A 26,694-nucleotide genomic window follows, 5' to 3' on the forward strand; every position below is an offset into this window, starting at 1 on the left:
CGGGCTGAGCCCTGCCGTTCGTCCGGCTGGTGGTGGGCCCGGCGGGCCGGCGCCTGCCGTCTCCCCGCGTTCACAGTTTCCCGCCGCGCCCGCCGTCGCGCGGGGCGGGCGCGATCAGCGTGGAGAGGTAGGGCAGCGGACCGCCGTCGAGCTCGGCGGCCGGCCGGATGGCCTCCTCGGGCAGCCCGAGCGCGGAGCCCCACACGGCGTCGTCGAGGCGACCGGTCTCGCGCAGCGCCGCCGCGACCTCCCGCGCCTGCCGCCCGAACTTGTACGCCACGACCGTGCCCGGCCCGTGCAGCGCGTCCTTGAGCACGGCGGCCCCGGCGGTCACCGGCACCAGGGTCAGCGGCTCCGTCCCCTCCGTGAGGACGGCCCCGGAGCGGGCGGCGAGGTCCTGCATGGCGGTGATGCCCGGGACGGTCTCCACCACTGTTCCCGGTACCAACTCCCCGATGGTGTGGGCGAGATAGGTGAACGTGGAGTACACGTTCGGGTCGCCGATGGTGGCGAAGGCGACGGTGGCGTGCCGGCCGAGCAACTCGGCGACCCGCTGCCCGGCGGCGTCCCACGCCGCCTCGCGCCGCGCACGGTCGGTCCGCTCGTTGAGCGCGAACACCACCCGTACGACCTTCTCCTCGGGCACGTAGTGCAGGACGGTCGCCTCGGCGCGCCCGCGTTCACCGGTGTCCATGACGGGCACGACGACGACCTCGGCCGCCCGCAGAGCGTTGACGCCCTTGACGGTGACCAGCTCCGGGTCCCCGGGGCCGACCCCGACTCCGATCAGCTTGCTGCTCATGACGTCAGGCACCTCTCCACGAACCGACGGGCGACTCCGGGCGCGGACGCCCAGTGCGTGTGCAGATAACTCGCGTGCACACCTTGTTGTACGAAACCTTCGACCCGCGGCGCCGGGGCGCGTACACCCCACGCGGGAGCCACCCCCGCGCCCGGCTCGACCACGGTCCGGTGGAACTCGTGCCCGCGCATCCGCGCTCCCGCCTCCGCGAGCACACTCTCCGACACGGCGACGGCGTCCCGGTAGCCCAGGGTGAGCCGCTCGCTCATCCGGGCCTTCGCGTCGAGGACGCCGCACATGGGCTGTCCGTCGAGCTCACGGGAGAGATACAGCAGCCCGGCGCACTCGGCGGCGACGGGTGCCCCGCTGAGCGCCAGCTCCGCGACGGCCTGCCGCAGCGGCTCATTGGCCGACAGCTCGGGCGCGTACACCTCGGGGAACCCGCCCCCGATGACCAAACCGGCTGTCCCGTCCGGAAGTTGCTCGTCCCGCAGCGGATCGAAGGTGACGACCTCGGCCCCGGCGGCGGTCAGCAGTTCGGCATGTTCGGCATAGGAGAACGTGAACGCGGGCCCACCGGCAAGGGCGACCACCGCATCCTTGAGCGGCTCCGCCGCTGGACCCACGGCCTCAGCCGCATCCCACGCCGCGGCCGACAACGCGGGCGCACCGCGCGCCAGCGCAAGGAGCGCATCGAGGTCACACCCCTCCCGCACCTGCGATGCCATCGCGGCCACCGCCTCGACGGCCGCGGGCCGCCGCTCGGCAACGGGCACCAGCCCGAGGTGCCGCGACGGTGTGTCCACCTGCGGAGCACGCCGCAGCACCCCGAGAACGGGCACCCCGGACTCGTCCAGAGCCTCCCGCAGCAGCGCCTCGTGCCGCTCGGACCCCACCTTGTTGAGGATCACGCCCGCGATCCGCACCCCGGGATCCCAGGAGGCGAACCCGTGCACCAGCGCGGCCACGGACCGCGACTGCGACGAGGCGTCCACGACCAGCACCACCGGTGCCCGCAACAGCTTCGCGACGTGGGCCGTGGACGCCAACTCGCCCTGGGCCGCGGCCCCGTCGAACAACCCCATCACACCCTCGACGACGGCGAGATCGCAGCCGCGCGCACCGTGCGCGAACAGCGGCGCGACCGACTCCTCCCCGCACAGATACGCGTCGAGGTTCCGCCCCACGAGCCCGGTGGCGAGCGAGTGATACCCGGGGTCGATGTAGTCGGGCCCCACCTTGTGCGGGGAGACGGCGAGCCCCCGCGAGGCGAAGGCCGCCATCAGCCCCGTGGCAACGGTGGTCTTGCCGCTGCCCGAGGAGGGCGCGGCGATGACCAGCCGAGGGACGGACATCACCACTCGATGCCCCTCTGGCCCTTCTGGCCCGCGTCCATCGGATGCTTGACCTTGGACATGTCGGTGACCAGATCGGCGAAGTCCACCAGCTTCCCGGGGGCGTTGCGCCCGGTGATCACGACATGCTGGGTCCCGGGCCGGTCCCGCAGCACGGCCACGACCTCGTCGACGTCGACCCAGCCCCAGTGCATCGGGTAGGCGAACTCGTCCAGCACGTACAGCTGGTACGTCTCGGCGGCGAGGTCCCGCTTGACCTGCTCCCACCCCTCGCGGGCCTTCTCCTCGTTGTCCATCTGGGAGTCGCGCTGCACCCACGACCAGCCCTCGCCCATCTTGTGCCAGTCGACGGACCCGCCCTCGCCGGACGCACCCAGCACGCGCAGCGCGTTCTCCTCGCCGACCTTCCACTTCGCCGACTTGACGAACTGGAACACCCCGATGGGCCACCCCTGGTTCCAGGCACGCAGCGCGAGCCCGAACGCGGCGGTGGACTTGCCCTTGCCCACGCCCGTGTGGACCACCACCAGCGGCCGGTTCCGGCGCTGACGTGTCGTCAGCCCGTCGTCCGGTACGACACTCGGCTGCCCCTGCGGCATTACGCGGCCCTCCTCGAAGTCCCCTGCACATCCCTGACAAGACCGGCGATCGAGTCCGCGCGCAGCTCGTCCAGCGTCACGGCCGTCCCGCCCAGCTCACCCGCGAGCTGCCCCGCGAGCCCCAGCCGTACCGGCCCCGCCTCGCAGTCGACGACGACGGAGGCGACCCCGTCGGCCGCGAAGAGCCGTGCCGCACGCCCGGCGAGGGCCACCGGCTCCGGACCACCCGTGGCCCGCCCGTCCGTCACCAGGACGACCAGGGGCCGCCGGGCCGCGTCCCGCAGCCGCTCGACCCGCAGCACGTCGTGCGCGCGCAGCAGGCCGGCCGCCAGCGGCGTCCGGCCGCCGGTGGGCAGCGACTCCAGCCGGGCCGCCGCCGCGTCCACGGACGAGGTGGGCGGCAGCGCCACCTCGGCCGCCGACCCGCGGAAGGTCACCAGCCCCACCTTGTCCCGCCGCTGATAGGCGTCGAGCAGCAGCGACAGCACCGCGCCCTTCACGGCGCTCATCCGCTGCCGTGCCGCCATCGACCCGGAGGCGTCCACGACGAACAGCACGAGGTTGCCCTCACGCCCCTCGCGGGTGGCCTGGCGCAGATCGTCCCGCCGTACGACGAGACCGCGGCCGGAGCGCCCGCGCGCCAGCTGATGCGGCGCCGCCGCCTGCACGGTGGCCGCCAAGTGCAGCTTGGTGAGCGCCCCTTGGGGCCGCCGCGAGCCGGTCGTCCGGCCGTGTTCGGTCCGTGCGCGCGAGCGCCGGCCCGCCGCGCCCTCACCGAGACCGGGCACGCTCAGCACCTTCGTACGGAAGGGCTCGGCGGCGCGCACGGGGGACTGCTCACCGCCCGGCTGAGGCTGCCCATCCCCGCCGGACTCGGCCTGCGCGGGGACGTCACCCGGCGCCTCCGGTGCGGAATCGTCGTCGGTCCCGTCGTCCGGTCCGTCCTGCGGCGGCTGTCCGCCGCCACCGGGCCCGTCCGGATCGGGATCGTCGTCCCCGTCGCCGTCCTGGCCGCCGAACTCCTCCAGCGTCTCGTCGAGCTTGTCCTCGTCGAGACCCGGCGCGTCGAAGGGGTTCCGGCGCCGCCGGTGCGGCAGCGCCAGCAGCGCCGCCTGCCGCACGTCCTCGGCGAGCACCTCGGTCCGCCCGTCCCACGCGGCCAGCGCGGTCGCCGTCCGCGCCATCACGATGTCCGCGCGCATCCCGTCGACCTCGAAGGCCGCACAGGTCGCCGCGATCTGCCGCAGCGCCCCGTCCCCGAGCCGCACGGACGGCAGCAGCTTCCGCGCGCCCACGATCCGGGCCCGTACGGCGGACTCCTCGTCGGCCCAGCGGGCGGCGAAGCCCTCCGGATCGTCGTCGTAGGCGAGCCGGCGCCGGACGACCTCGACCCGCTGGTCGGGCTCCCGCGAGGCCGCGACCTCGACCGTCAGCCCGAACCGGTCGAGCAACTGCGGCCGCAGTTCGCCCTCCTCGGGGTTCATGGTCCCGACGAGCAGGAAACGCGCGGCATGCCGTACGGAGACGCCCTCACGCTCGACGTACGAGGCACCCATCGCGGCCGCGTCGAGGAGCAGGTCGACCAGGTGGTCGTGGAGCAGGTTCACCTCGTCGACGTACAGGATCCCGCGGTGCGCGTCGGCGAGCAGGCCCGGCTCGAAGGCCTTCACGCCCTCCGCGAGCGCCCGCTCGATGTCGAGGGCGCCCACGAGCCGGTCCTCGGACGCGCCGACCGGCAACTCGACCATGCGCGCGGGGCGTTGGACACCCGGCCCGGCCTCGTGCGGCCCGTCCGGGCACGCCGGGTCCGGAGCGCCGGGCGCACACGAGAAACGGCACCCCGCGACGACGTCCACCTCCGGCACGAGAGCCGAAAGGGCGCGTACGGCCGTGGACTTGGCGGTGCCCTTCTCGCCGCGGACCAGCACACCGCCGACCGCGGGCGACACGGCGTTCAGCAGCAGCGCGAGCCGCAGGTCGTCCTGGCCGACCACGGCCGTGAACGGAAAGGGAGTACTCACTGGTCGTCGCCCTCCAAATCGCCTTCGAGCTCCAGATAGGTGGCGCGCAGCCGCTCCAGCGTGTCCGCGTCCGGCTCGGCCCACAGCCCTCGGTCGGCCGCTTCGAGCAGCCGTTCCGTGATCCCGCGCAGCGCCCAGGGGTTGGACTTCTTCATGAAGTCCTGGTTCTCCGGGTCGAAGACGTACTCCGCGCTGAGCTTCTCGTACATCCAGTCGTCGACGACCCCGGCCGTGGCGTCGTACCCGAAGAGGTAGTCGACGGTCGCCGCCATCTCGAAGGCACCCTTGTAGCCGTGGCGCCGCATCGCCGCCATCCAGCGGGGGTTGACGACCCGGGCGCGGAACACCCGGTGCGTCTCCTCGCCCAGCGTGCGGGTCTTCACCTGGTCGGGCGTGGCGGAGTCACCGACATACGCCTCGGGGGAGGTGCCCGTCAGGTGGCGGACCATGGCGACCATGCCGCCGTGGTACTGGAAGTAGTCGTCCGCGTCGACGAGGTCGTGCTCGCGGGTGTCGACGTTCTTGGCCGCGACGGCGATGCGCTTGAACGCGGTCTCCATGTCGCCGCGTGCGGCCCGCCCGTCGAGCCCGCGCCCGTAGGCGTAACCGCCCCAGACCGCGTACACCTCGGCGAGGTCGGCGTCCGAGCGCCAGTTCCGCGCGTCGATGAGCGGCAGCAGCCCGGCGCCGTACGCGCCCGGCTTCGACCCGAAGATACGAGCCGTCGCGCGCCGCCGGTCGCCGTGCTCGGCGGTGTCCTCGTCGGCGTGCTTGCGTACGTAGTTGCCCTCGGCGGGCTCGTCCAGTTCGGCCACCGCGCGTACCGCGTCGTCGATGAGGCCGACCACGTGCGGGAACGCGTCCCGGAAGAACCCGGAGATGCGGACCGTGACGTCGATGCGCGGCCGGCCCAACTCCTCAAGGCCCACGATCTCGAAGCCCGTCACGCGGCGCGACGCGTCGTCCCACACCGGGCGGCAGCCGAGCAGCGCGAGGATCTCCGCGATGTCGTCGCCCTGGGTGCGCATGGCGGAGGTGCCCCACACGGTGAGGCCGACGGACGTCGGGTACGCGCCGGTGTCGCTCAGGTACCGCTGGATCAGCGAGTCCGCGAGTGACTGCCCGACCTCCCAACTCAGCCTGGACGGGATCGCCTTGGGGTCGACCGAGTAGAAGTTGCGGCCGGTCGGCAGGACGTTCACGAGCCCGCGCGTGGGGGAGCCCGAAGGACCCGCCGGGATGTAACCGCCGTCAAGTGCCTTGAGGATGTGGGTGATCTCGTCCGTCGTACGGGCCAGCCGGGGCACCACCTCACGGCACGCGAACTCCAGCACGGCCACGGCGTCCGGGAGTTCGACGCCCACCACCTCGCGCACGAGAGCGGGCACGGCCGCCGTGTCCCAATCGCGCTCCTCCATGCCCTCCGCGAACCGGCGGCACAGCTGCTCGAGGAGGTCGATGGCGTCGGCGCCCGTGCGGGCGGGCCCTTGGACCAGCGAGGTCAGCCCGTCCGGCACCTTCACCGGCGCACCGGGCTCGCCCAGCAACTCCTTCTCGACCAGCCCGAAGTGCTCGGCGAGACAGGCCCGCAGACCGGGCAGCGCGTTGGCCGTGCCGCCCCACACCTGGGAGGCGCGCAGGACGGCCAGTACGAGGTTGACCCGCGGCTCGGCCTCCGGGCCGCCGCCGAGAATGTGCAGACCGTCGCGGATCTGCACGTCCTTGATCTCGCACAGATAGCCGTCGATGTGCATGACGAACGAGTCGAAGTCGTCGTCGTCCGGCTGGTCGTCGACATGCAGGTCGTGGTGCAGCTCGGCCGCCTTGACCAGCGTCCAGATCTGCGCGCGCACGGCCGGCGCCTTCGTCGGGTCCAGGTCGGACACGAGCGCGTACTCGTCGAGGAGCTGCTCCAGCTTCGCCAGGTCGCCGTACGTGTCCGCGCGTGCCATCGGCGGCACGAGGTGGTCGACGACCGTGGCGTGCCCGCGCCGCTTGGCCTGGGTGCCCTCGCCGGGGTCGTTGACGATGAAGGGGTAGATGAGCGGGAGTTCACCGAGTACGGCGTCGGGCGCGCAGCCGCTGCTGAGGCCAAGTCCCTTGCCGGGCAGCCATTCCATCGTGCCGTGCTTGCCCATGTGGACGACGGCGTCCGCGCCGAAGCCCCCCTCTGATGTCGCAGCCTCCAGCCACCGGTAGGCCGCCATGTAGTGGTGCGACGGCGGCATGTCCGGGTCGTGGTAGATCGCGATCGGGTTCTCGCCGAAGCCGCGCGGCGGCTGGATCATCACGACGACGTTCCCGAACTGGAGGGAGGCCAGCACGATGTCGTCGCCGTCGACGTACAGCGAGCCCGGCGGCTCGCCCCACGCCTCCAGCATCCCGTTCCGCAGGTCGGGGTCCAACGTGTCGAACCATGCCTGGTAGTCGGCGAGCGGCACGCGCGCGGGTGCGGTGGCGAGCTGCTCCTCGGTGAGCCACTCGACGTCGTGGCCGCCGGCCGCGATCAGCCGGTGGATCAACTCGTCGCCGTTGTCGGGGTATTCGGTCACCCCGTACCCGGCGTCCTTGAGGGCGTCGAGGACCCGTACCGCCGAGGCGGGCGTGTCCAGACCCACCGCGTTGCCGACCCGGGAGTGCTTGGTCGGGTAGGCGGTGAAGACGAGCGCGAGCTTCTTCTCCGCGTTCGGCTTGTGCTTCAGCCGGGCGTGCCGCACGGCGATTCCGGCGACGCGCGCGGCCCGCTCGGGGTCGGCGACGTACACCGGGACGTCGTCCGGGCCCTGCTCCTTGAAGGAGAAGGGGACCGTGATGAGCCGCCCGTCGAACTCCGGGATCGCGACCTGCATCGCCGCGTCCATGGGGGAGACGGCGGCGTCCGACGCGTCCCACGCGGCGTGCGACGAGGTCAGGCACAGCCCTTGCAGGACCGGGATGTCGAGATCGGCGAGCGCCCCGATGTCCCAGGCCTCCTCGTCGCCGCCCGCCGACGCCTGCGAGGCATGGGTGCCGCCCGCGGCGAGCACGGTGGCGACCAGCGCGTCGGCCTTCCCGAGGATCTCGTACAGACCGGAGTCGGCACCGCGCAGCGAACCGCAGTACACGGCAAGGGCGTTGGCGCCCCGGGCCTCGATCGCGTCGCAGAGCGTGTCGACGAAGGCGGTGTTGCCGGACAGCTCGTGGGCCCGGTAGAAGAGCACGCCGATCGTCGGACGGCCCTCGATGAACGGGCGCTCGCCGCTCACGCCGTACTCCGCCGTCTTCCGCGGCTCTTCGAAGCCCTCGCCGGTCAGCAGCACGGTGTCCGAGAGGAAACGCGTCAGCTCGGTCAGATTGTCCGGGCCGCCCTCCACGAGATAGCGCAGCGCCTCCGCGACGACGCCGGCCGGCACCGACGACTCGGCCATCAACTCGGCGTCGGGGACGGTCTCCCCACCCAGCAGCACGGTCGGGATGCCGGACGCCTTCAGGAAGGCGAGCCCGTCCTCCCAGGCCCGCTTGCCGCCGAGCAGTCGTACGACGACGATGTCCGCCCCCGCGACGAGCGCGGGCAACTCCTCCGCGACATCCACGCGGGTCGGATTGCCGATCCGGTACGCGGCGCCGGAGGCCCGGGCCGCCAGTAGGTCCGTGTCGGCGGTCGACAACAACAACACTGTGCTCATGCGGGCGCTCCCGGTGGAATGAAAGGCAGTCCTTGCGGCGCGCCCGACTCGATGAGCCGCCACAGCGCGTCCGTGTCCGCGTGTTCCTCGATCAGATCGCCGAGCCGGTCCAGCTGCTCCTCGCGCAGCGCCGCGAACGACGTGTCGGCGGCCGGCACGAAGCGACGCCCCGCGGCGGCCGCCACCTCGCGCAGAAAGGCACGCCGGAAGCCGTCCGACTCCAGTGAGCCGTGCCAGTGCGTGCCCCAGACGGCGCCGACCCGGCAGCCGTCCAAGCTGTGCCCATTGCCATCAGAGATGAACGCTTCTCCGCCGGTTACTTCGGCGACGCCGTGGTGGATCTCGTACCCCTCGACGGGTTCGCCGAGCGCTTCCCCCACGGGCCGGGTCAGCGTCTTCTCCCGCGCGAACCGCACCCGTACGGGCAGCAGCCCGAGTCCGTCGACGTGTCCCGCCCGCGACTCGACCTCGTCCTCGATGTGCTCGCCGAGGACCTGGAAGCCGCCGCAGATCCCGAGCACCGGCCGCCCCTCGGCGGCCCGGCGCGCGATCGCGTCGGCGAGCCCGCGCTCCCGCAGCCACGCCAGCGCCTTCACCGTCCCCCGGGTCCCCGGGACGACGACGAGGTCCGCGTCGGCCAACTCCTCGGCCCGGTCCACGAACCGCACGACGACACCCGGCTCGGCGGCCAGCGCGTCCACGTCCGTGAAGTTGGACATCAGCGGGACCGCGCAGACGGCGACGCGCAGCACGTCCGCGCCGACGGGGGGTGCCACCACGGACTCGCGCACGGTCCCGCGCAGCGACACCCGCAGCCCGTCCTCCTCGTCGATCCCCAGACCGTGCCGGAACGGCAGCACGCCGTAAGAGGGCCGTCCGGTCAGGCCCCGGAGCATGTCGAGCCCCGGTTCCAGCAGGGAGACGTCGCCGCGGAACTTGTTGACCAGGAACCCGGCGACGAGCTCCTGGTCCGCGCGGCTCAGCAGCGCGACCGTCCCGAAGAAGGACGCGAAGACACCGCCGCGGTCGATGTCCCCGACCACGAGCACGGGCAGCCGCGCGTTCCGCGCGATCCCCATGTTCACGATGTCGGTCCGCCGCAGATTGATCTCGGCCGGGCTGCCTGCCCCTTCACAGATCACCGCGTCATACGTGCCCCGCAACTCGGCCAGACAGTCGAGGACGGTCCCGAGCAGTGCCTCCTGGCGTCCGCCGTGATAGCCGCGCGCGGTCATCTCGCCCACCGGCCTGCCCATCAGCACCACTTGGCTGCTGCGGTCACCGCCCGGCTTCAGCAGTACCGGGTTCATCTGCGCGGTGGGCTCCACCCGGGCGGCCTGGGCCTGCATGGCCTGGGCCCGTCCGATCTCGGCGCCCTCGCGCGTGACGAACGAGTTCAGGGACATGTTCTGCGCCTTGAAGGGCGCGACCTTCACACCCTGGCGCACCAGCCACCGGCAGATCCCGGCGGTCACGACGCTCTTGCCTGCGTCGGAGGTCGTTCCGGCGATCAGCAGTCCGCCGCTCATGACGCGGCCCCCCTCTTGCTCTTGAACAGCAGTTGTCCGGCGGTACAGGCAGCCAGGGCGAGCGTGCTCACCCGCCGCGACAGCCGTACGGCCCGCTCGATGTCGGCGACTTCGACGGCCCGCCCGGTCTCGTTGAGGACGGGCCGGTGCTCGACCCGGCCCCCGTACGCGAGGGTGCCGCCGAGCCGCACGCCGAGCGCGCCCGCGAACGAGGCTTCGACGGGGCCGGCGTTGGGACTGGGGTGCCGGCCGGCGTCCTCGCGCCAGGCGCGTACGGCGCCGCGCGGGTCGCTGCCCGCGACGGCGGCGAGTACGGCGGTCAGCCGGGCGCCGGGCCACCCCATGACGTCGTCGAGCCGCGCCGAAGCCCAGCCGAAGCGGCGGTACTTGGCGGACCTGTGCCCGACCATGGCGTCCAGTGTGTTGACGGCCCGGAAGCCGGCCAGCCCGGGCACACCGGCCACGGCGCCCCACACGAGCGCTCCCACCACGGCGTCGGAGGTGTTCTCGGCCACGGACTCGACGACGGCACGCGCGATTCCGTCCGCGTCGAGTGCCTGAGGATCCCGCCCGCACAGATGCGGCAGCCGCTCCCGGGCCACCTCGATGTCCCCGGCCGCCAGCGCACCGCCGATCGCCCGGGCCTCCCGGGCGAGGGAGGTCCCGCCCACGACGGCCCAGGTGGCGGTGGCGGTCAGCGCGAGGGAGGCGGCACCGGAGCTTCGCAGGGAACGGCTCGCGAGGGCGGCGAGCCCGGCGGCACCGCCCGCGCAGACGGCGGTGTGCAGTGCGCCCCACCCGCGGTGGTCGCGCCACAACGTCCGCTCCACGGCACCCGCGGCCCGCCCGAAGACGGCGACCGGGTGCCCGCGGCGGGGATCGCCGAGGAGCAGGTCACCGAGGAGGCCGGCGGCGGTGCCGTACGCGAAGACGCGATCGGCACGCATCGGTTCAGCCGACCGGAACGTCGGCTCGGACCGGGGTACTCAACGCATTGGGGCAGCCGCGCATGGCGATATGTCCTCACTCAGGGTGTCCACGCCCTGGTTCGACGAGACCGGCGGTGAGAGTTCCTGGCTCCCGGGGATTCTCTTCCCCGGTGACAGTGGCGGGACCGCGCCGGATTCGCACCGGCTTCCTCTCCTGCCGCCGTACTTGGCTCCGGCAGTCCACCACGGGGTGAGAACACCCGTCAACTTGCTGTTGACCTGCGGAGGGAGAGTGTGCGAAGGCCCACACACGCGTGGGGTGCGGGACGTCGATCCGTCCCGCACCCCACGTGAAGTGATGCGCTTTTCGCCGGTTTTGGGTATCCGGCTCCCGAGTCCTTCCGGGTGTCAGGCGACGATCAGATAGATGCCGTACGCCACCGCCGCCGCGCAGGCGGCGAAGCAGGCGTACGCGCCGGTGACCGCGAAGGCGGCCGAACCGCCCTGTGCCGAGGCGGACTCGCGCTTGGCGAGGCCGACGACGCCCAGGGTGAAGAGGCCGACGAGGGCCACGGTGGCCACGAGGCTGACTCCGAAGACGGAGCCGAGGGCTGCCCAGTCGATGTGCATGCTGTTCGTTCCTTAGACCGTGGCCGGGCGGGTGGGCTCGGCGGAGGGGCCGGGGTCCGGCGCCGGGATGGTCGTCATCAGGTGGGCGTCGAGATCGGCGCCGACCGTGGCGATCGGGCCCGCAGGCGGCGGGGTGACAGCGATGATCGCGGTCGTGACGACGCCCGCGGGCTCGGCGTCGACGTCGTTCACGTTGTCGATGGTGACCGGCTTGCGGCGCGACAGCGTCCAGATGACGCCGGCTCCGGTCAGGAGCAGCGCGCCCGTGGCGACGATGCCCCAGGTGCCCTGCTGGGTGAGGAACTCCGCGCCGGCGCCGACGAGCCCGGCGGCCGGCAGCGTCAGACCCCAGGCGACGAACATCCGGGTCGCGGTCGACCAGCGGACGACCCCGCCCTTGCGGCCGAGGCCGGCGCCCATCACCGCGCCGGAGCAGGACTGGGTGGTGGAGAGCGAGAAGCCCAGGTGCGAGGAGGCCAGGATGACCGTGGCCGCGCTGGTCTGGGCGGCGAAGCCCTGCTGCGGGGCGAGGTCGGTGAGGCCCTTGCCCATCGTGCGGATGATGCGCCAGCCGCCGAGGTAGGTGCCGAGCGCGATGGCCATACCGGCCGAGACGATGACCCAGGTGGGAGGGTTGGAGTCCGGGGCGATCACACCGCCGGTGACCAGGGCGAGGGTGATGATGCCCATGGTCTTCTGCGCGTCGTTGGTGCCGTGGGCCAGCGAGACCAGGCCCGCGGAGGCGATCTGGCCCGCGCGATAGCCCTTCGCGGTCGCCTTCTCGTCGGCGCGCCGGCCGATGACGTACGACAGGCGCGTCGCCAGTAGTGCGGCCAGGCCGGCCACCAGGGGAGCGGCGACCGCGGGGATCAGGACCTTGCTGACGACGGTCGAGCCGTTCACCGACGACCAGCCGGCCGACATGACCGCGGCGCCGATGAGGCCGCCGAAGAGTGCGTGGGAGGAACTGGAGGGCAGACCCAGGAGCCAGGTCAGCAGATTCCAGAGAATGGCGCCGACGAGCGCCGCGAAGATCACCTCGGTGCGGATTCCCTCTTCGTTGATGATGCCGCCGGAGATCGTCTTGGCGACCTCCACGGAGAGGAATGCGCCGACCAGGTTCAGCACGGCGGACATGGCCACCGCCGTCTTGGGTTTCAGAGCGCCGGTCGAGATGGTCGTCGCCATCGCGTTGGCAGTGTCGTGGAAACCGTTCGTGAAATCGAACACGAGAGCGGTGACGATCACGATCCCGAGGAGAAGCGTGATGTGTTCCATTTACCCAGGCTTCTGTTTGACGTCAGTGGCACAAGGACCGTAGGCAACCTGGGTGAACGGAAGATGAACTGGGGCGGGCGGAGGAGTGACCCAATCGGCGTGTCGCCACTCCACTTGTGTCGAAGCGGCGGCTCGTGTGTCGAACAGAGCCGGAATATTGGGCTCCGGCGCGGCTGCTACCCCTTCGCGAACGTCTTCAGCCGCGCCAGGGATCCGTTGAAGAGATTCTGGTCACCAGGAAGGCTGCCACTGTTGTCGTACTGCCAGAACGTCCAGAACGTCCAGCCTGCGGGCAGCGTTCCGGGGTCGGCCGAGTCGTAGCGGGCGAGCCACAGGGCGTGGTTCGAGGCGAAGGCGCGGCTGGCGCCGGTGCAGTCGTTCCACCAGTGGGTGGTCGTGTAGATCACCGGTCGACGGCCGGTCGCCCGCTTGACCTCGTCGCTGAACGCCTTGATCCACTTCACCATCGCGGTCCTGCTCAGGCCGTAGCACTTCTTGCCGTACGGGTTGTACTCGATGTCGAGCGCGGGCGGCAGCGTCCAGCCGTCCGCGCGCCAGGTGCCGCCGTTGCGCACGAAGTACGCGGCCTGCGCCCCGCCGGACGACCTGTCCGGCAGCGCGAAGTGATAGGCGCCCCGCAGCAGGCCCGCGGCGCGCGAACCGTCGTACTGCCCGCTGAAGTAGGGGTTGCGGTAGGTGGTGGACTCGGTCGCCTTGACGTAGACGAACCTGGCGCCCTTCGCGCGTGCCTTCGGCCAGTCGACGTTCTTCTGGTGCGAGGAGACGTCGTGTCCGCGCGGTGCGGCCGCCCCCGAGGCTGGATTCCCGGCGAGCAGGGTCCCCGCGACGGCCAGCGCCGCCGCGGAGGCCGCGACGGCGCAGGCGCGATGGCGGAACGGTTTGTGATCACGGGCCATATTTCCCCCCGGATGGCGACGTGCGCGACAAATCCCCCAGAGGTTACTGGAAGATCACCGGGTTCCGGTCCCACACCGGCCAATCGCACGGCGAGGGCGATGTGTGGCTGTATGCGCTCTGCCGGGGGCCGGCGTTGACCTCTAAAGTGCCCCCGCCCGGCACGGTGTTGACGCGCCCTCCTGGCAGGATCGCGCCATGGCTGAACAGCGGCGTGACACAGGGGACGACGGGGACGACCGGGGTGGGCGGGAGGACGCACAGGGCGCGCGTGGGCCGGGTGCGCCGGGGGCGGTGGAGCGTGCCTGGGACGAGCTCGTGGCGACAGCCCGCCGGACCGTGTCCGACGGGCTGGTCGTCGGTACGTCGGGCAACGTCTCGGTCCGCGTCGGGGACACGGTCCTGGTCACGCCGTCGGGAGTGCCCTACGACCGGCTGACGTCCGCGGACGTCGTCGCCGTCGACCTGGACGGCCGGCAGCTGCGCGGCACGCTCGTGCCGACGAGCGAACTGCCCATGCACCTCGCCGTCTACCGCACCACCGGCGCGCGCGCCGTCGTGCACACCCACGCCGTCCACGCGACGGCCGTCTCGACGCTCGTACCGGAGCTCCCGCTGATCCACTACATGTCCGGAGCGCTCGGCGGACCGGTCCGGGTTGCCCCCTATGCGACCTACGGCACACAGGAGTTGGCCGAGAACATGCTCCGGGCCCTCGCCGACCGCTCCGGCTGCCTCCTCCAGAACCACGGCACCGTCACCTACGGCACCAGCCTCACCCAGGCCTACGACCGCACCGCCCAGCTGGAGTGGATGTGCCGCGTCTGGCTGACGGCGTCCTCAGTACCGGGCCTGACCCCGAACCTCCTCACCCAGGAACAGGCGGAGCAGGCGGGGGAGCGGCTGCGGGGGTACGGCCAGCCGGGCTAGGGGGGTCCGTTCGGATCAGCCCCGGTCCTCGACGGCGCTCGGCCGAGACGCGCCGGTCCTGCGGCGTGCCGAGACGCGCTGGTCCTGCGGTGCCGAGCACGCGCACCCGTAAGACGAGGTCCCGGGCCGGAAGGGAAAGGCCGGCTCGTGTCCGTCCTCCCGCTGGCCGACAGCGGGCTCCCCCGGGAGACTGGACCGGTGCGCACTGTCAAAGCGACGGCCGCCGCCGTCACCGTTGCCCTGGCCGCCGGCGCGGCCTCCGTCGCCGCCGGCCGGTACGCCAGCGATGCCGCGCTGAAGGCGCCCCCGGGCCGGCCGCTGCCCACCGAGCCGCGCCTCACCGTGCACTCCACGGCCGCCGGCCAGATCACCCTCACCCGCGACCTGGCCTCGCTGCGCCCGGGAACGTACGGCCTGAGCGGTGACGGCTCCCACGCGGTCGTGGGGCCGGTCCTGGACTCCGCCCCGCACCCCGCCGACACGGTGGTACGCCGTCTGGAGCGCGTCACCCACGGCACTCTCCGGCCCGGCGACCGGGTGTGGCTCACCCCGAACCTCCACGTGGGCAATCCGAGCACCGCGCTCGGCCTGGACCACGCCGACGTCAACGTCCCCGGAGAACTCGGCGCCCTGCCCGCCTGGTTCGTGCCCGGCACCCGCGACACCTGGGTGATCACCGTGCACGGTCTCGGCGCCACCCGTGAACACCCCATGAACGTCATGGAGTTCCTGCACCGCCAGCAGCTCCCCGTCCTCGACGTCGCCTACCGCGGCGACCTCGGCGCCCCCCGCCCCCAGGACGGCCTGAACCACCTCGGCGAGACCGAATGGCGCGACCTGGACGCCGCCCTCCGCTACGCCGTGCGCTACGGCGCCGAACGGATCGTCCTGTACGGCTGGTCCACGGGCGCCACCATGGCGCTGCGCGCCGCCGCGCACTCCGCGGTGCGCGACCGCATCACGGGGCTCGTCCTCGATTCGCCCGTGCTCAGCTGGGAGACCACGCTGCGCGCCCTGGCCTCGGCCCGGCGCACGCCCGCCGCACTGCTGCCCCTGGCGGTCCGCGCCGCACAGGGGCGCACGGGTCTGCAGGGCGACCGCATCGTGGAGGCCGCCGACCCGGGCCGCCTGAAGGTGCCGGTCCTGCTGCTGCACGGGCCCGACGACGCGATCGCCCCCTGGGACTTCTCGCGCCGGCTCGCCGCCCGGCGCCCGGACCGGGTCACCCTGCACACCGTCCCGCACGCTCCGCACGGCGCCATGTGGAACGCCGACCCGGCGGATTACGAGGAGGCACTGCGCCGGTTCCTCACCCCGTTGATGTAGCCGGCTCGGACGGGCCGACGGCGGGCGGTGGCTGTATCCCGCCCCCAAGGGACGGCGGTCCAGGGGAGATCCCGCCGGGGCCGGCGAAGGGCTCCCGGCGGTTGCCCCGCGGACGGCCCGACGGTCTTCCGACCGGTTTCCCGGCCGACGACCCGGGGCGCGCGGACGGCTCGGAGCCGCCCCCGCGACTGCCCGCGGAAACGCTTCGGCGCGGCGGCGGTGCTCCTTCCGTTTCGGCCTCGCGCAAGAGGCGGCTCAAGGGTGTCGGGCGTCCGCCGAGACGCGCGCGCCCCTCGCCCGGGCCGCCCGCCGTCCCATTCCGTTTGGGTTTTCGGACTGTCAACCGGAAGACTGCACCTGTGACGTCCCGTAACCCGCGCGACTCCAGGCTCCGACTCGTCCGCCCGCGGCCTCTTGCCGCCGCCTCCCGAGCGGTGACCCAACGCCGCTCACGCCGCCCCGCGCCCCGGCCCCCCGAGGGCACACCGGCACCCTCGGAACTGGCGCGGATGGCACGCTCCGGCCTGGCCGGCGCGGCCCGTGTCGCCCGCTGGGCCGACTCCGCACTCCGTCCCGGGCGCGACGGCGCGACTCCCGACGGCAAGGGCGCCCTCTCCGAGGCCACCGCCGAACGGGCCGCCGGGGAACTGGGACTGACCCCGGCTCAGGTCCGCGCCGACTGGGACACCGCACGTCTGGCCGGCCTCGTCGAGGTGCACGGCGACTGCGCGCGCCCCGGCTGGCGCCTGCGCGCCTGGAACCGCGACGACAGCGCCGTACTGCGCGGCTGGGTCGCCCTTTTCGACGCCTGGTCGCTCGCCTATCCGGAGCCCACCGACCGCGAGCCCGCCGCCGTCGCCGAGGTCGTCTCCGCGATGCCGCAGGTGCTCTCCTTCCTTCAACTGTCCGCCGGGCCCGTCCCCGTCGAGCAGCTCCTGGACCTCCTCGAACAGCGCGTCACGGAACTGCGCACGGAGCGCTGCGAGATCCCCTACGGCCCCCAGCCCGACCCCGCCGTCGAGCCGGCGGACACCCCGCTGCCGCCGCTCCTCGACTGGGCTCTGCACGCCCTCGCCGCCGTCGGCGCCCTGACCTGCGCCGACGGACAGGCCACCCTCACGCCGCTCGGCAGCTGGGCGGTCTGGGTCAAGCTGGAGCAGATCTGCGTCGCCGCGCAGAGCCCCGCCGGGAACATCGAGCAGCCCGCCGAGGACATGCTCCGCGGCTGCGCGCAGCTGCGCCCGAACGCGGCCCGCGCCGAGTACCGCGCCTGGCTCGCCGCCCGCCCCGTCGGCAGCGCCGTCACCGAACTCCTCGACGCCGCCCGGGGCGAGGACGCCCTGCTGCGCGGTCTGGCCTTCGAGGCGCTGCGGGTGGTCGGCGCCCCCGCGGAGCCCGACGTCCGTGCCGTGGCCGACCGGACCCCGCTCCGCCCCTACGCCCTGCTGTGGCTCGCCGAGCACGAGGGCCACGACCCGGAGGACGTCCACGAGGTGCTCACCCGTGAAGAGGCCACCTGGCTGTGGGTGGACACCGCGGCCGCCGTCGCGGACCACGGTGAAGCCCCGCTTCTCGTACGGCACTTGGAGTCCGCCGTGCAGCCCACCGTGCCCGCGCTGCTCGACGAGGTGCGCGCGGTCGGGCATCCCCGCACCGTGCAGGTCCTGGTGGCGCTCGCCGCGGCGCACCCGGACCCGGCACTCGCCAAGGCCGTCCGCAGAGCGGCTTTCCAGGTGCACACCGGAGGGAGCTGACGGACGCCCTACGCCCCTATCTCGGGGGCGTACGTCCCGAAGCTCCAGATGTTGCCCTCTATGTCCCGGGCCATGTAGTCCCGCGAGCCGTAGTCCTGGTCCGTCGGGGGCATCAGGATCTCCGCGCCGTGGTCCACGGCCTGCTGATGATGGGCGTCCACGTCGTCGACCACCACGTACACCCCGGTGGGGCCGGCGCCCTTCATCGCGGTGTCGAAGACGCCGCCGCGGCCCTTGGAGCCGAGCATCACCGCGCCGTTGCCCTGCACCAGCTCGGCGTGCATCACCGCCCCGTCCTCGCCCTCGTACACCGACAGCTCGGTGAAGCCGAAGGCCTCCGTGAGCTGCCTGATCGCCGCTTTCGCGTCCGCGTACAACAGCGTCGGGTAGGTGCTCGGGCGCCTGCCGTCCGTGCCTGCCATGCCGATCACTCCCTGTGGTCCTGTCGGTTTCCGCCCGGTCCCGTCGGCGGATGTGACCTGCTCCACAGTCTTGCACCGGCCACTGACAACGGCCCGGGCGAGCGGGAGCGGCCGGCGCGGGACCGACGCCGCGGCGCACTCAGCGGAAGGTGTTGCACTGGGCCATGTCGCCGCTGCGGTAGCCCTGGTAGAACCACTGCTGCCGCTGCGCGGCCGAGCCGTGGGTGAAGGACTCCGGCGTCACCCGGCCCTGGAACTTCTCCTGGATCCGGTCGTCGCCGACGGCGGCCGCCGCGTCCAGGCCGTCCCGGATGTCGGCGTCCGTGAGGCTGGTGATCAGCGGCTTGCCGGTCGACTCGTCCTTTGCGGTGGTCGCGTTGTGCGACCACACCCCCGCGTAGCAGTCGGCCTGCAGCTCGACCTTGACCGCGTTGCTGTTCGCGCCGGTCCGCCCGTCCTGCGCCCTGCCCAGCGTCCCCATCAGGTCCTGCACATGATGGCCGTACTCGTGGGCCACCACGTACGCCTGCGCGAACGGCCCGCCACTGGAGCCGAATTTGGTCCGCAGCTCGTCGAAGAAGCCGAGGTCCAGATAGACCTTGCGGTCACCGGGGCAGTAGAAGGGCCCCACGGCCGACGTAGCCGTCCCGCACGCGGTGCCGACCCGGCCGCTGAAGAACACCGTCGGCGACAGCGTGTACGTACCGCTGCGACGCCTGAACTCCTGCCGCCAGTAGTCCTGCACGCTGTTGACCACCGCCACGATGCGGCAGTCCTCCTTGGTGTTCGCGTCCTGTCCCGTGCGGCAGGTCTGCTGGACCTGGGCCAGGGAGGACGCCGTCGGCGCGGGATCGTCGTTGCCGGAGGAGAGACCCAGCTGGTCGGGGCCCACTCCGAAGAACAGACCCAGGAGCAGTGCGATCAGTCCGGCGATGCCGCCGCCGACGGTCGCTCTGCCGCCGGGGATTCGACTGCCGCGCACATCCTGCACCTCGGAGGTGTCCAGGTCGGCGTCGTCGTCGAACTGCATGGGCGCACCACCCTCTGCGTACGTCGGTCCGTGGCCGCCATCCTTCTACTTCGCCCGGCCCGCGGCGCCGGGCGAAGGTCCGAACGGGGGACGAGCTCCGCCCGCCCGCCGTGTCCCGGCGCCCCGCCCGCCCCGCCCGCCTACGCTCTGCGCCTGATCCATGGGCGGGCAACCTGAGGGGGGCAAGGGTGGTCGTACTGCCGGTCGAGGGACCACAGCCGGTCCCGGCCGCCCCGCGTCCCGGGCCGGCCGTCACCAAGGCCCCGGCGCACGCCCCGGCCACCCTGCCAGCGCCGCCCCCGAGCGCGCTCCACGCCCGCCCCCGGACCCTCCGCCGGCTGCTCCCCGCGGCCCTCGCCGTCCTGCTGGCGGCCCCCCTCCTGGCCACCGCCCACCACGTCCGCCCCGCTCCCTACGGCGATCACCTCGCCGCCTCCGCGCGCGCGGAGCACACGGCGCCGGGCCGGCTGCGGACGAGAGGGGCCGTCGTCGAGGCGTACGACCCGGCGACCGGCCGCGTCCGCTGGAGCTACGCCCGCGAGGGACGGCGCCCGCTGGCCGTGCTCCCCGCGCGCGTGCACGCACTCGCGCTCTGGGACGACGGGCTGGTCACCGACACCGCGCCGGACGGCGACACGGTCCGCTGGCACCGCGCGCTGCCCGGGGCCGCGCCCTGGCTCGCCGCCCATGGGGGAGGCGGTGTCCTGCGGCTGCTCGGTCGCGGGGAGCGCATGCTCGCCGTGGTCACCCCCGGCCGTATCGCCGCCTACCGCACCGCGGACGGCGATCTGCGCTGGGTGCTGCCCGCCCGTCGCGGATGCGCCTTCGTGCCCGACCGCGCCGTGCGCCGGGGCGGGGCACTGCTGCTGGCGCAGCCGTGCGGGGCCACCGAGCCGTGGACCGCCCAGATCATCGGCGTGGACGACCTCGGCCGGATCACCCCGTCCCGCACCCCGCTGGGCAACGAGCGTCACAGTCCCGAACGCCCGCACACAGGAAAAGTGGTTGCACGGCCCCGTTAGACTTGGCCCATGGCCATTCTCCTCGCGCATTAGACGGCGGGAACGTCCTCAGCCGCCCACCCCGTCATCCATCCCGCCCTGGAGTCTGTCCGTGATCTCCGCCTCCGGTATCGAGCTGCGCGCCGGCGCCCGTGTCCTCATCGAGTCCGCCACCTTCCGAATCGCCAAGGGCGACCGCATCGGCCTGGTCGGCCGCAACGGCGCGGGCAAGACCACTCTCACCAAGGTCCTCGCCGGTCAGGGTGTCCCCGCCGGCGGCACCGTCACCCGCTCCGGCGAGGTCGGCTATCTCCCGCAGGACCCCCGCACCGGCGACCTCGACGTACTGGCCCGCGACCGCATCCTCTCCGCCCGCGGCCTGGACACCCTGATCCGCAAGATGCGCGAGAACGAGCAGCGCATCGCCAACGGCGCGGGCGCCACCCGCGAAAAGGCCATGCGGCAGTACGAGCGCCAGGAGACCGAGTTCCTCACCAAGGGCGGGTACTCCGCCGAGGCCGAGGCCGCCACCATCGCCGCCGCGCTGAATCTGCCCGACCGGGTGCTCGGCCAGCCCCTGCACACGCTCTCCGGCGGTCAGCGCCGCCGTATCGAGCTGGCCCGGATCCTCTTCTCGGACGCCGACACGCTGCTCCTGGACGAGCCGACCAACCACCTCGACGCCGACTCGATCGTCTGGCTGCGCGACTACCTGAAGAGCTACCGCGGTGGCTTCGTCGTCATCTCCCACGACGTGGACCTGGTCGAGACGGTCGTCAACAAGGTGTTCTACCTGGACGCCAACCGCGCCGAGATCGACTTCTACAACATGGGCTGGAAGCTCTACCAGCAGCAGCGCGAGGCCGACGAGAAGCGCCGCAAGCGCGAGCGGCAGAACGCCGAGAAGAAGGCCGCCGCGCTGCACTCGCAGGCGGACAAGATGCGCGCCAAGGCCACCAAGACCGTCGCCGCACAGAACATGGCCCGCCGGGCCGACAGGCTGCTCGCGGGCCTGGAGTCCCAGCGGAAGTCCGACAAGGTCGCCAAGCTGCGGTTCCCCGAGCCGTCGCCCTGCGGCAAGACCCCCCTGATGGCCGAGGGGCTGTCGAAGTCGTACGGCTCGCTGGAGATCTTCACCGACGTCGACCTGGCCATCGACAAGGGCTCACGCGTCGTGATCCTCGGTCTGAACGGTGCCGGAAAAACGACTCTTCTGAAGCTGCTCGGCGGCGCCGAGAAGCCGGACACCGGTGAGGTCATCGAGGGCCACGGCCTCAAGCTCGGCTACTACGCGCAGGAGCACGAGACCCTCGACCCGGACCGCACGGTCCTGGAGAACATGCGCTCCGCCGCCCCCGACCTGGACCTGGTCGAGGTGCGCAAGACGCTCGGCTCGTTCCTGTTCTCCGGCGACGACGTCGACAAGCCGGCCGGTGTGCTGTCCGGCGGCGAGAAGACCCGTCTCGCGCTCGCGACCCTGGTGGTCTCCTCCGCGAACGTCCTCCTCCTCGACGAGCCGACCAACAACCTCGACCCGGCCAGCCGTGAGGAGATCCTCGGCGCGCTGCGCACCTACAAGGGCGCGGTCGTGCTCGTCACCCACGACGAGGGCGCCGTCGAGGCGCTCCAGCCGGAGCGGATCATCCTGCTGCCCGACGGCGTCGAGGACCTGTGGGGCGCGGACTACGCGGATCTGGTCGCGCTGGCATAAGTCCCGGCCCGGGCCCCCGGGGGCGTCAGCCGGGCGTGATCGAATGACTGATCCACTGCGTATGGATCATTCGGCCGATCCGTGATCCATCATCTGTGTGAGATCTCCTCATACCGAGGTGTGTCCTACATCGATTTCGCGGCCGAGCCCTTGGTTCCCAAGGCCTCGGCCGTCTCGCGTCGCTGACCTGGCACTTCGTGGATGAACCCGTTCGGCCGTACGGAGAGCTCGGTGCGGAATTCTGGATTCCACTCGTGGGGACGGGCTCCTGTCGTCAAAACCTTGTCTTATCGACCTTGCCGAATGGCTGGCCATGAAGCCCGGGAGGGGTGATCATGAGAAGTCCAGAGCGCACTTCCCACGAGGAGGCACGGGTGGCCGAGACTCTGAAGAAGGGCAGCCGGGTAACCGGCGCCGCGCGCGACAAGCTCGCGGCAGACCTGAAGAAGAAGTACGACTCCGGTGCGAGCATCCGAGCGCTGGCCGAAGAGACCGGCCGTTCGTATGGCTTCGTGCACCGGATGCTCAGCGAGTCGGGCGTCACGCTCCGTGGGCGTGGCGGAGCGACGCGAGGCAAGAAGGCCGCCTCGGCCTGAGGCCGGACGTCCCCATCGGCTTCGGTGGTGACCACCCGGGCGGTCGGGTTGACCGACCGGGTGGTTACTGTGCAGTCACTTAAGGATGCCGTCGTACGGCATCTCCTGTGACCGCACGCATCGGAGGCTTGCCATGGCTTCGCTCGACCCGCTACTCGACAAGGATGGTGTCCAGCTCACCGTCGACGAGGCGATCGCCACGGTGACACTGGCCAATCCGGCCAAGCGCAACGCCCAGAGTCCTGCGCTGTGGCGGGCGTTGACGCAGGCCGGACGGTCATTGCCGGGCTCTGTCCGGGTGGTGGTGCTGCGCGCCGAGGGCAAGTCCTTCTCGGCGGGCCTCGACCGGCAGGCGTTCACGCCCGAGGGCTTCGACGGCGAACCGTCGTTCATCGACCTCGCGCGTGGCTCCGACACCGAACTCGACGCGACCATCGCCGAATACCAGGAGGCGTTCACCTGGTGGCGGCGCAGCGACGTCGTGTCCATCGCCGCCGTGCAAGGACATGCCATCGGTGCGGGCTTCCAGCTCGCTCTCGCTTGTGACCTGCGCGTCGTCGCCGACGACGTGCAGTTCGCGATGCGCGAGACCAGCCTGGGGCTCGTGCCCGACCTCACGGGGACCCATCCGCTGGTGAGTCTCGTGGGGTACGCCCGTGCGCTGGAGATCTGCGCGACCGGGCGCTTTGTGTCGGCTGAGGAGGCCGAGCGCACCGGCCTCGCCAACCTCGCGGTGCCCGCCGAGCAGCTCGACGACACGGTCCGGGACCTCGCCGGCGCCCTGCTCTCCGCCCCGCGCGACGCGGTGATCGAGACCAAGGCCCTGCTCCGCGGGGCGCAGGACCGCTCCTACGAGGAGCAGCGCACCGCTGAGCGTGCCGCCCAGGCGCGTCGCCTGCGCGACCTCGCCGGGATCGGCGAGTAACCCCTCCCCAGCCCGTTCACAGCACCCCGGGGCGTCTGTCCACCATGGTGACGACGACGGCCACGGAAGGCTGCTCTGGCAGGGCCTCCGCCACGGTCGCACGGACCGCGCGGGCCACGTCCACGGCCCGCGTGTCCGCAGACACGGCGAACTCAACGCGGACGTGGCGCCGCGGCAGCGCAGTTCCGCCGCCCGCGCCGTCCTCCGGGCGGTCCTCGATGTGGACCGGTTGGCCCATGGCGTCCGTCAGACGGGTGACGCCCGGGACGGCCAATGCGGCCGCGGCGACCCGGGCCTCCTCGACGTCGGCCGGCAGCGCGGCCGGCACCGCATCAGCGGGGCGTACGGCTTCGGGGGTCTCGTCCGCGTCCAGGAGGCCCGTCACCCGCAGATCCACCTCCGTGACCCGCAGGCCGAGGTGCCCTGTCGCGGCGGCCAGCAGGGCGCCCCGCAGCCGGGCAGCGGTCGCGGGCAGTGGTTCCGCCCCCTGAGCGGTGGGATCCGCCGCGGCCGCGAACTCCCCGGTGAGCCGGAGCGGACCGGGCGGCAGGGCGCTGGGCGGCGGCGGCACCGCGGGCTCGTCCAGCAGCTCCGGGTCGGCGAGGGCGACTCGGAGCGCGCCCAGACGCACCCCGCGTACGGCATGGGCCGCGTACCGAAGGGACGAGCGCGCCGCCTCCTCCGTGATCCACGCGCCGTCGCGCGCGTCACCGAGCGGCAGCAGCCTGCCGAGCCCCAGCTGATTCCGTACAGCCTGCGTCCATCGGTCCGCCGTCATTCCCCCAGCCTGCCCCATCCCCGGCGCGAGACCGCGCAACCCCGCTTACTGTGGGCGAAGGAGGACGACCGAAAGGGATGTACGGCGATGACCGACATGAGTGAGCGGAAGCGGCCGGATAACCCCGCGGGCGAACAGGAACTGCCCGGCACCACGCAGACCCGCAGGACCGGTACGACCAAGCGCGGCGGCGGAGACCCGGCCACGCGCGGGCGGACCACGATCGCCGACGGTGTGGTGGAGAAGATCGCCGGACTCGCCGCCCGCGACGTGCTCGGCGTGCACGCCATGGGCAGCGGGCTGAGCCGGACCTTCGGAGCGGTGCGGGACCGGGTGCCCGGTGGCACCAAGTCCGTCTCGCGCGGCGTCAAGGCCGAGGTCGGCGAGGTGCAGACCGCGCTCGACCTGGAGATCGTCGTCGAGTACGGGGTGTCGATCGCGGACGTCGCCCGCGATGTGCGCGAGAACGTGATCGCGGCCGTCGAGCGCATGACCGGGCTCGAGGTCGTCGAGGTCAACATCGCCGTCAGTGACGTGAAGCTGCCGGACGAAGAGGACGAGGAGCCGGAGTCACGGCTCCAGTGACCACGGACGACCCGGATTGTTGAGGAGCGCACCATGAGCTTGGCCGTGATCGGCATGATCGCCGGAATGGCGCTGGGCTTCGCCGGCTACTTCGGCGGATTCGGGGCCTTTTTGCTGGTGGCGGCCCTGGGGGCCATCGGTTTCGTCGTCGGGCGGTTCCTGGAGGGCGATCTGGACCTCGGCGACTTCTTCCGCTCCCGCGACGACCGGCGGCGGTGACACGTGGCCCCGCAGGCCGGGCGGCTCAGTGAGACGCGACGGCCCGCGACGGCCGTCCCGGCGGGCGACCGCGGCGCGACCCGGATCGCCGACCGGGTCGTCGCGAAGATCGCTGCCCAGGCCGCCCGCGAGACGCTGGAGACACGGCCCGCGGCCGCCACGGCTCCGCATGCCACCGTCGTGGTGCGCCACAACACCGCCCGGGTCCGCGTCAGCCTCGACCTCGCATACCCCTCCGACATCGGTGGCCAGTGCACTGCGGTGCGTCGTCATGTCGCCCAGCGGGTAAAGGCGTTGGCGGGGATGGAAGTACCGGAGGTGGCCGTTCAGGTGGAGCGGCTGCACCTGGCACAGGCGCCCGGCGCGGCACAGGGGAGGACGCAGTGAGCGAGCCCCGGGACGAGAAGAACACCTTGAGCACCTCCGAGGGCGGCGGCACCCAGCGGCTGCCGGTCGTGGAGGTCATGGAGAAGGGGCCCGAGAGCGAACTGGGCCAGTCCGCCTCCGCGGCGGCGTACGAACCGCTGCCCACCCTCGACGACGAGGGCGACGGACAGGGCCGCTTCTGGTCCGTGCGCCGCGTCCCGGCGGGCATCGTCGCGCTGCTGATCCTCGCGGCCGCGGGCGTCCTGCTGTACGACATCGCGGCCGTACGAGCCGACCATCCGGCCCTGCGCTGGCGCAGGTCGCTCGCCCGGCAGCTCGCCGAACGGCCCCTCGACGACACCTGGGTGCTCGTCGGCGCCGGCGTCGCCGTGGCCCTCGGGCTCTGGCTGATCGTCCTAGCCGCCACCCCCGGTCTGCGCGATGTGCTGCCGATGCGGCGCCCGCACGCCGATGTCCGGGCCGGCCTGCACCGTGGCGCCGCGGCCCTGGTGCTGCGCGACCGGGCCATGGAGGTCTCCGGGGTGCGCGCGGTCCGGGTCCGGGTGGGGCGCCGGAAGGTCGACGTCCGGGCCCTCTCGCACTTCCGTGAACTCGACGACGTACGCGCCGACTTGGACACCACGCTCACCGACGGGATCAGAGGGCTCGGGCTCGCCCGGCGCCACGCCCTGTCGGTGCACGTCGGCCGTCCCGGCCGGAAGGGGTAGAGGTGAGGTCCGTGCTGAGGGTCGTCAACCGGGTGCTGCTGGGGCTCGCCGGACTCGTGCTGGTCGTTCTCGGCGGTTCCGTGCTCGCCATCGGGCTCGGCGCGAAGCCGCCCTCCTGGTGGATCCATGACGGGCGGCACGATGTGCTGCTCAGCGACGCCGACCGGGCCCGCTGGCGCGACGAGAGCTGGTGGTGGCCGGCCGTCATCGCCGTACTCGCCGTCCTGCTGCTGCTCGCCCTGTGGTGGCTGTCGGCCGTGCTGCGGCGGCGCCGGCTGGCCGAGGTCCTCGTCGACACCGGCGACGGCGAGGGCGCGCTGCTGCGCGGCCGGGCGCTGGAGGGCGTACTGGCCGGTGAGGCGGAGGAGCTGGAGGGCGTCGAGCGGGCGCGGATCCTGCTGACCGGACGGCGCAGCGCCCCGGAGGCCCGGGCGCAGCTCCGGTTGCAGCCGCACGCCGACCCCCGGGACACGCTGCACCGGCTGACGGCCGAGGCACTGGCGCACGCCCGGGACTCGGCCGGCCTCGCGACGCTTCCCGCGGAGGTCCGTCTCCGCGCGGCCAAGCACCGGGCCGAACGCGTCAGTTGAGCACGCGCCC

General features: G+C 72.6%; 25 protein-coding genes and 1 riboswitch. Of the genes, 12 read left to right on the forward strand and 13 right to left on the reverse strand.

The window, feature by feature from the left end; all coding sequences use genetic code 11:
* Positions 1 to 70: 70 nt before the first annotated feature.
* The 10 genes from cobI to ACFWM2_RS19325 all read right to left on the reverse strand — a co-directional run bounded on the left by cobI (position 71) and on the right by ACFWM2_RS19325 (position 13,725).
* Positions 71 to 802 carry a precorrin-2 C(20)-methyltransferase gene (gene cobI / locus ACFWM2_RS19280; RefSeq protein WP_383280850.1) on the reverse strand — a complete coding sequence of 244 codons (732 nt, stop codon included), beginning with the start codon at positions 800 to 802 and terminating at the stop codon, positions 71 to 73.
* On the reverse strand, positions 799 to 2,157 hold the full coding sequence (locus ACFWM2_RS19285) for a cobyrinate a,c-diamide synthase (RefSeq protein ID WP_383280852.1): 1,359 nt from the start codon (positions 2,155 to 2,157) through the stop codon (positions 799 to 801). The genes cobI and ACFWM2_RS19285 overlap by 4 nt, the downstream gene beginning before the upstream one ends.
* Entirely contained in the window at positions 2,157 to 2,756 is a 600-nt protein-coding gene (gene cobO / locus ACFWM2_RS19290; RefSeq protein WP_383280855.1) for a cob(I)yrinic acid a,c-diamide adenosyltransferase, read from the reverse strand. The genes ACFWM2_RS19285 and cobO overlap by 1 nt, the downstream gene beginning before the upstream one ends.
* The gene (locus tag ACFWM2_RS19295; RefSeq protein ID WP_383280858.1) at positions 2,756 to 4,777 is read right to left on the reverse strand and encodes a putative cobaltochelatase; all 2,022 of its coding nucleotides are present in this window, start codon (positions 4,775 to 4,777) and stop codon (positions 2,756 to 2,758) included. Before ACFWM2_RS19295 ends, cobO begins: the two co-directional genes overlap by 1 nt.
* Positions 4,774 to 8,442, reverse strand: coding sequence for a cobaltochelatase subunit CobN (gene cobN / locus ACFWM2_RS19300; RefSeq protein WP_383280860.1), 3,669 nt, complete (start codon positions 8,440 to 8,442; stop codon positions 4,774 to 4,776). The genes ACFWM2_RS19295 and cobN overlap by 4 nt, the downstream gene beginning before the upstream one ends.
* Positions 8,439 to 9,971 carry a cobyric acid synthase gene (locus tag ACFWM2_RS19305; protein WP_383280863.1) on the reverse strand — a complete coding sequence of 511 codons (1,533 nt, stop codon included), beginning with the start codon at positions 9,969 to 9,971 and terminating at the stop codon, positions 8,439 to 8,441. The genes cobN and ACFWM2_RS19305 overlap by 4 nt, the downstream gene beginning before the upstream one ends.
* A complete protein-coding gene (locus ACFWM2_RS19310) occupies positions 9,968 to 10,918 on the reverse strand; it encodes a cobalamin biosynthesis protein (RefSeq protein ID WP_383280866.1) in 951 nt (316 codons plus the stop codon). The genes ACFWM2_RS19305 and ACFWM2_RS19310 overlap by 4 nt, the downstream gene beginning before the upstream one ends.
* 99 nt (positions 10,919 to 11,017) lie before the next feature.
* Positions 11,018 to 11,161: riboswitch (cobalamin riboswitch) on the reverse strand.
* Between the two features lie 147 nt (positions 11,162 to 11,308).
* The gene (locus ACFWM2_RS19315) at positions 11,309 to 11,530 is read right to left on the reverse strand and encodes a hypothetical protein (protein WP_383280869.1); all 222 of its coding nucleotides are present in this window, start codon (positions 11,528 to 11,530) and stop codon (positions 11,309 to 11,311) included.
* Between the two features lie 12 nt (positions 11,531 to 11,542).
* On the reverse strand, positions 11,543 to 12,808 hold the full coding sequence (locus tag ACFWM2_RS19320; protein ID WP_383280872.1) for an anion permease: 1,266 nt from the start codon (positions 12,806 to 12,808) through the stop codon (positions 11,543 to 11,545).
* Positions 12,809 to 12,984: 176 nt separating this feature from the next.
* Positions 12,985 to 13,725 carry a lysozyme gene (locus ACFWM2_RS19325; RefSeq protein ID WP_383280875.1) on the reverse strand — a complete coding sequence of 247 codons (741 nt, stop codon included), beginning with the start codon at positions 13,723 to 13,725 and terminating at the stop codon, positions 12,985 to 12,987.
* 196 nt (positions 13,726 to 13,921) lie between these two features.
* Between ACFWM2_RS19325 and ACFWM2_RS19330 the strand changes: the two genes are divergently transcribed.
* The 3 genes from ACFWM2_RS19330 (at position 13,922) to ACFWM2_RS19340 (ending at position 17,733) form a co-directional block, all read left to right on the forward strand.
* On the forward strand, positions 13,922 to 14,653 hold the full coding sequence (locus ACFWM2_RS19330; RefSeq protein WP_383280878.1) for a class II aldolase/adducin family protein: 732 nt from the start codon (positions 13,922 to 13,924) through the stop codon (positions 14,651 to 14,653).
* A 198-nt stretch (positions 14,654 to 14,851) separates the two neighbouring features.
* The gene (locus ACFWM2_RS19335) at positions 14,852 to 15,979 is read left to right on the forward strand and encodes an alpha/beta hydrolase (protein ID WP_383280881.1); all 1,128 of its coding nucleotides are present in this window, start codon (positions 14,852 to 14,854) and stop codon (positions 15,977 to 15,979) included.
* A 359-nt stretch (positions 15,980 to 16,338) separates the two neighbouring features.
* Positions 16,339 to 17,733: a hypothetical protein gene (locus ACFWM2_RS19340; RefSeq protein WP_383280884.1), complete on the forward strand. Its 1,395-nt coding sequence runs from the start codon at positions 16,339 to 16,341 to the stop codon at positions 17,731 to 17,733.
* Between the two features lie 8 nt (positions 17,734 to 17,741).
* Here the strand turns inward: ACFWM2_RS19340 and ACFWM2_RS19345 are convergent, their stop codons facing one another.
* On the reverse strand, positions 17,742 to 18,155 hold the full coding sequence (locus tag ACFWM2_RS19345) for a VOC family protein (RefSeq protein WP_383280887.1): 414 nt from the start codon (positions 18,153 to 18,155) through the stop codon (positions 17,742 to 17,744).
* 139 nt (positions 18,156 to 18,294) lie between these two features.
* Positions 18,295 to 19,185 carry a neutral zinc metallopeptidase gene (locus ACFWM2_RS19350; protein ID WP_383280890.1) on the reverse strand — a complete coding sequence of 297 codons (891 nt, stop codon included), beginning with the start codon at positions 19,183 to 19,185 and terminating at the stop codon, positions 18,295 to 18,297.
* Positions 19,186 to 19,373: 188 nt separating this feature from the next.
* Here ACFWM2_RS19350 and ACFWM2_RS19355 point away from each other — a divergent pair, with 188 nt between their 5' ends.
* The 4 genes from ACFWM2_RS19355 (at position 19,374) to ACFWM2_RS19370 (ending at position 23,418) form a co-directional block, all read left to right on the forward strand.
* Positions 19,374 to 20,207 carry a hypothetical protein gene (locus ACFWM2_RS19355; protein ID WP_383280892.1) on the forward strand — a complete coding sequence of 278 codons (834 nt, stop codon included), beginning with the start codon at positions 19,374 to 19,376 and terminating at the stop codon, positions 20,205 to 20,207.
* A gap of 91 nt (positions 20,208 to 20,298) precedes the next feature.
* Positions 20,299 to 21,897: an ABC-F family ATP-binding cassette domain-containing protein gene (locus tag ACFWM2_RS19360; RefSeq protein ID WP_383280895.1), complete on the forward strand. Its 1,599-nt coding sequence runs from the start codon at positions 20,299 to 20,301 to the stop codon at positions 21,895 to 21,897.
* A gap of 374 nt (positions 21,898 to 22,271) precedes the next feature.
* Positions 22,272 to 22,493, forward strand: a complete 222-nt coding sequence (locus ACFWM2_RS19365) for a helix-turn-helix domain-containing protein (RefSeq protein WP_006123601.1) — start codon at positions 22,272 to 22,274, stop codon at positions 22,491 to 22,493.
* A 133-nt stretch (positions 22,494 to 22,626) separates the two neighbouring features.
* Positions 22,627 to 23,418, forward strand: a complete 792-nt coding sequence (locus ACFWM2_RS19370) for an enoyl-CoA hydratase/isomerase family protein (protein WP_383280897.1) — start codon at positions 22,627 to 22,629, stop codon at positions 23,416 to 23,418.
* A 16-nt stretch (positions 23,419 to 23,434) separates the two neighbouring features.
* Here ACFWM2_RS19370 and ACFWM2_RS19375 read toward each other — a convergent pair whose 3' ends face one another.
* The gene (locus tag ACFWM2_RS19375; protein ID WP_383280900.1) at positions 23,435 to 24,196 is read right to left on the reverse strand and encodes a nucleopolyhedrovirus P10 family protein; all 762 of its coding nucleotides are present in this window, start codon (positions 24,194 to 24,196) and stop codon (positions 23,435 to 23,437) included.
* A gap of 87 nt (positions 24,197 to 24,283) precedes the next feature.
* Between ACFWM2_RS19375 and ACFWM2_RS19380 the strand changes: the two genes are divergently transcribed.
* From ACFWM2_RS19380 to amaP, 5 genes are read left to right on the forward strand one after another with little or no spacing between them, the layout of a single operon-like run.
* A complete protein-coding gene (locus ACFWM2_RS19380; RefSeq protein ID WP_383280903.1) occupies positions 24,284 to 24,781 on the forward strand; it encodes an Asp23/Gls24 family envelope stress response protein in 498 nt (165 codons plus the stop codon).
* A gap of 33 nt (positions 24,782 to 24,814) precedes the next feature.
* Positions 24,815 to 25,000, forward strand: a complete 186-nt coding sequence (locus tag ACFWM2_RS19385; protein WP_383280906.1) for a hypothetical protein — start codon at positions 24,815 to 24,817, stop codon at positions 24,998 to 25,000.
* A gap of 3 nt (positions 25,001 to 25,003) precedes the next feature.
* Positions 25,004 to 25,387, forward strand: coding sequence for a hypothetical protein (locus tag ACFWM2_RS19390; RefSeq protein ID WP_383280909.1), 384 nt, complete (start codon positions 25,004 to 25,006; stop codon positions 25,385 to 25,387).
* A complete protein-coding gene (locus ACFWM2_RS19395; protein ID WP_383280912.1) occupies positions 25,384 to 26,094 on the forward strand; it encodes a DUF6286 domain-containing protein in 711 nt (236 codons plus the stop codon). Before ACFWM2_RS19390 ends, ACFWM2_RS19395 begins: the two co-directional genes overlap by 4 nt.
* A 2-nt stretch (positions 26,095 to 26,096) precedes the next feature.
* Positions 26,097 to 26,684 carry an alkaline shock response membrane anchor protein AmaP gene (amaP, locus tag ACFWM2_RS19400; RefSeq protein ID WP_383280915.1) on the forward strand — a complete coding sequence of 196 codons (588 nt, stop codon included), beginning with the start codon at positions 26,097 to 26,099 and terminating at the stop codon, positions 26,682 to 26,684.
* Positions 26,685 to 26,694 lie beyond the last annotated feature (10 nt).

It is taken from the genome of Streptomyces sp. NPDC058371 (assembly GCF_042723265.1).
Lineage (GTDB): Bacteria > Actinomycetota > Actinomycetes > Streptomycetales > Streptomycetaceae > Streptomyces.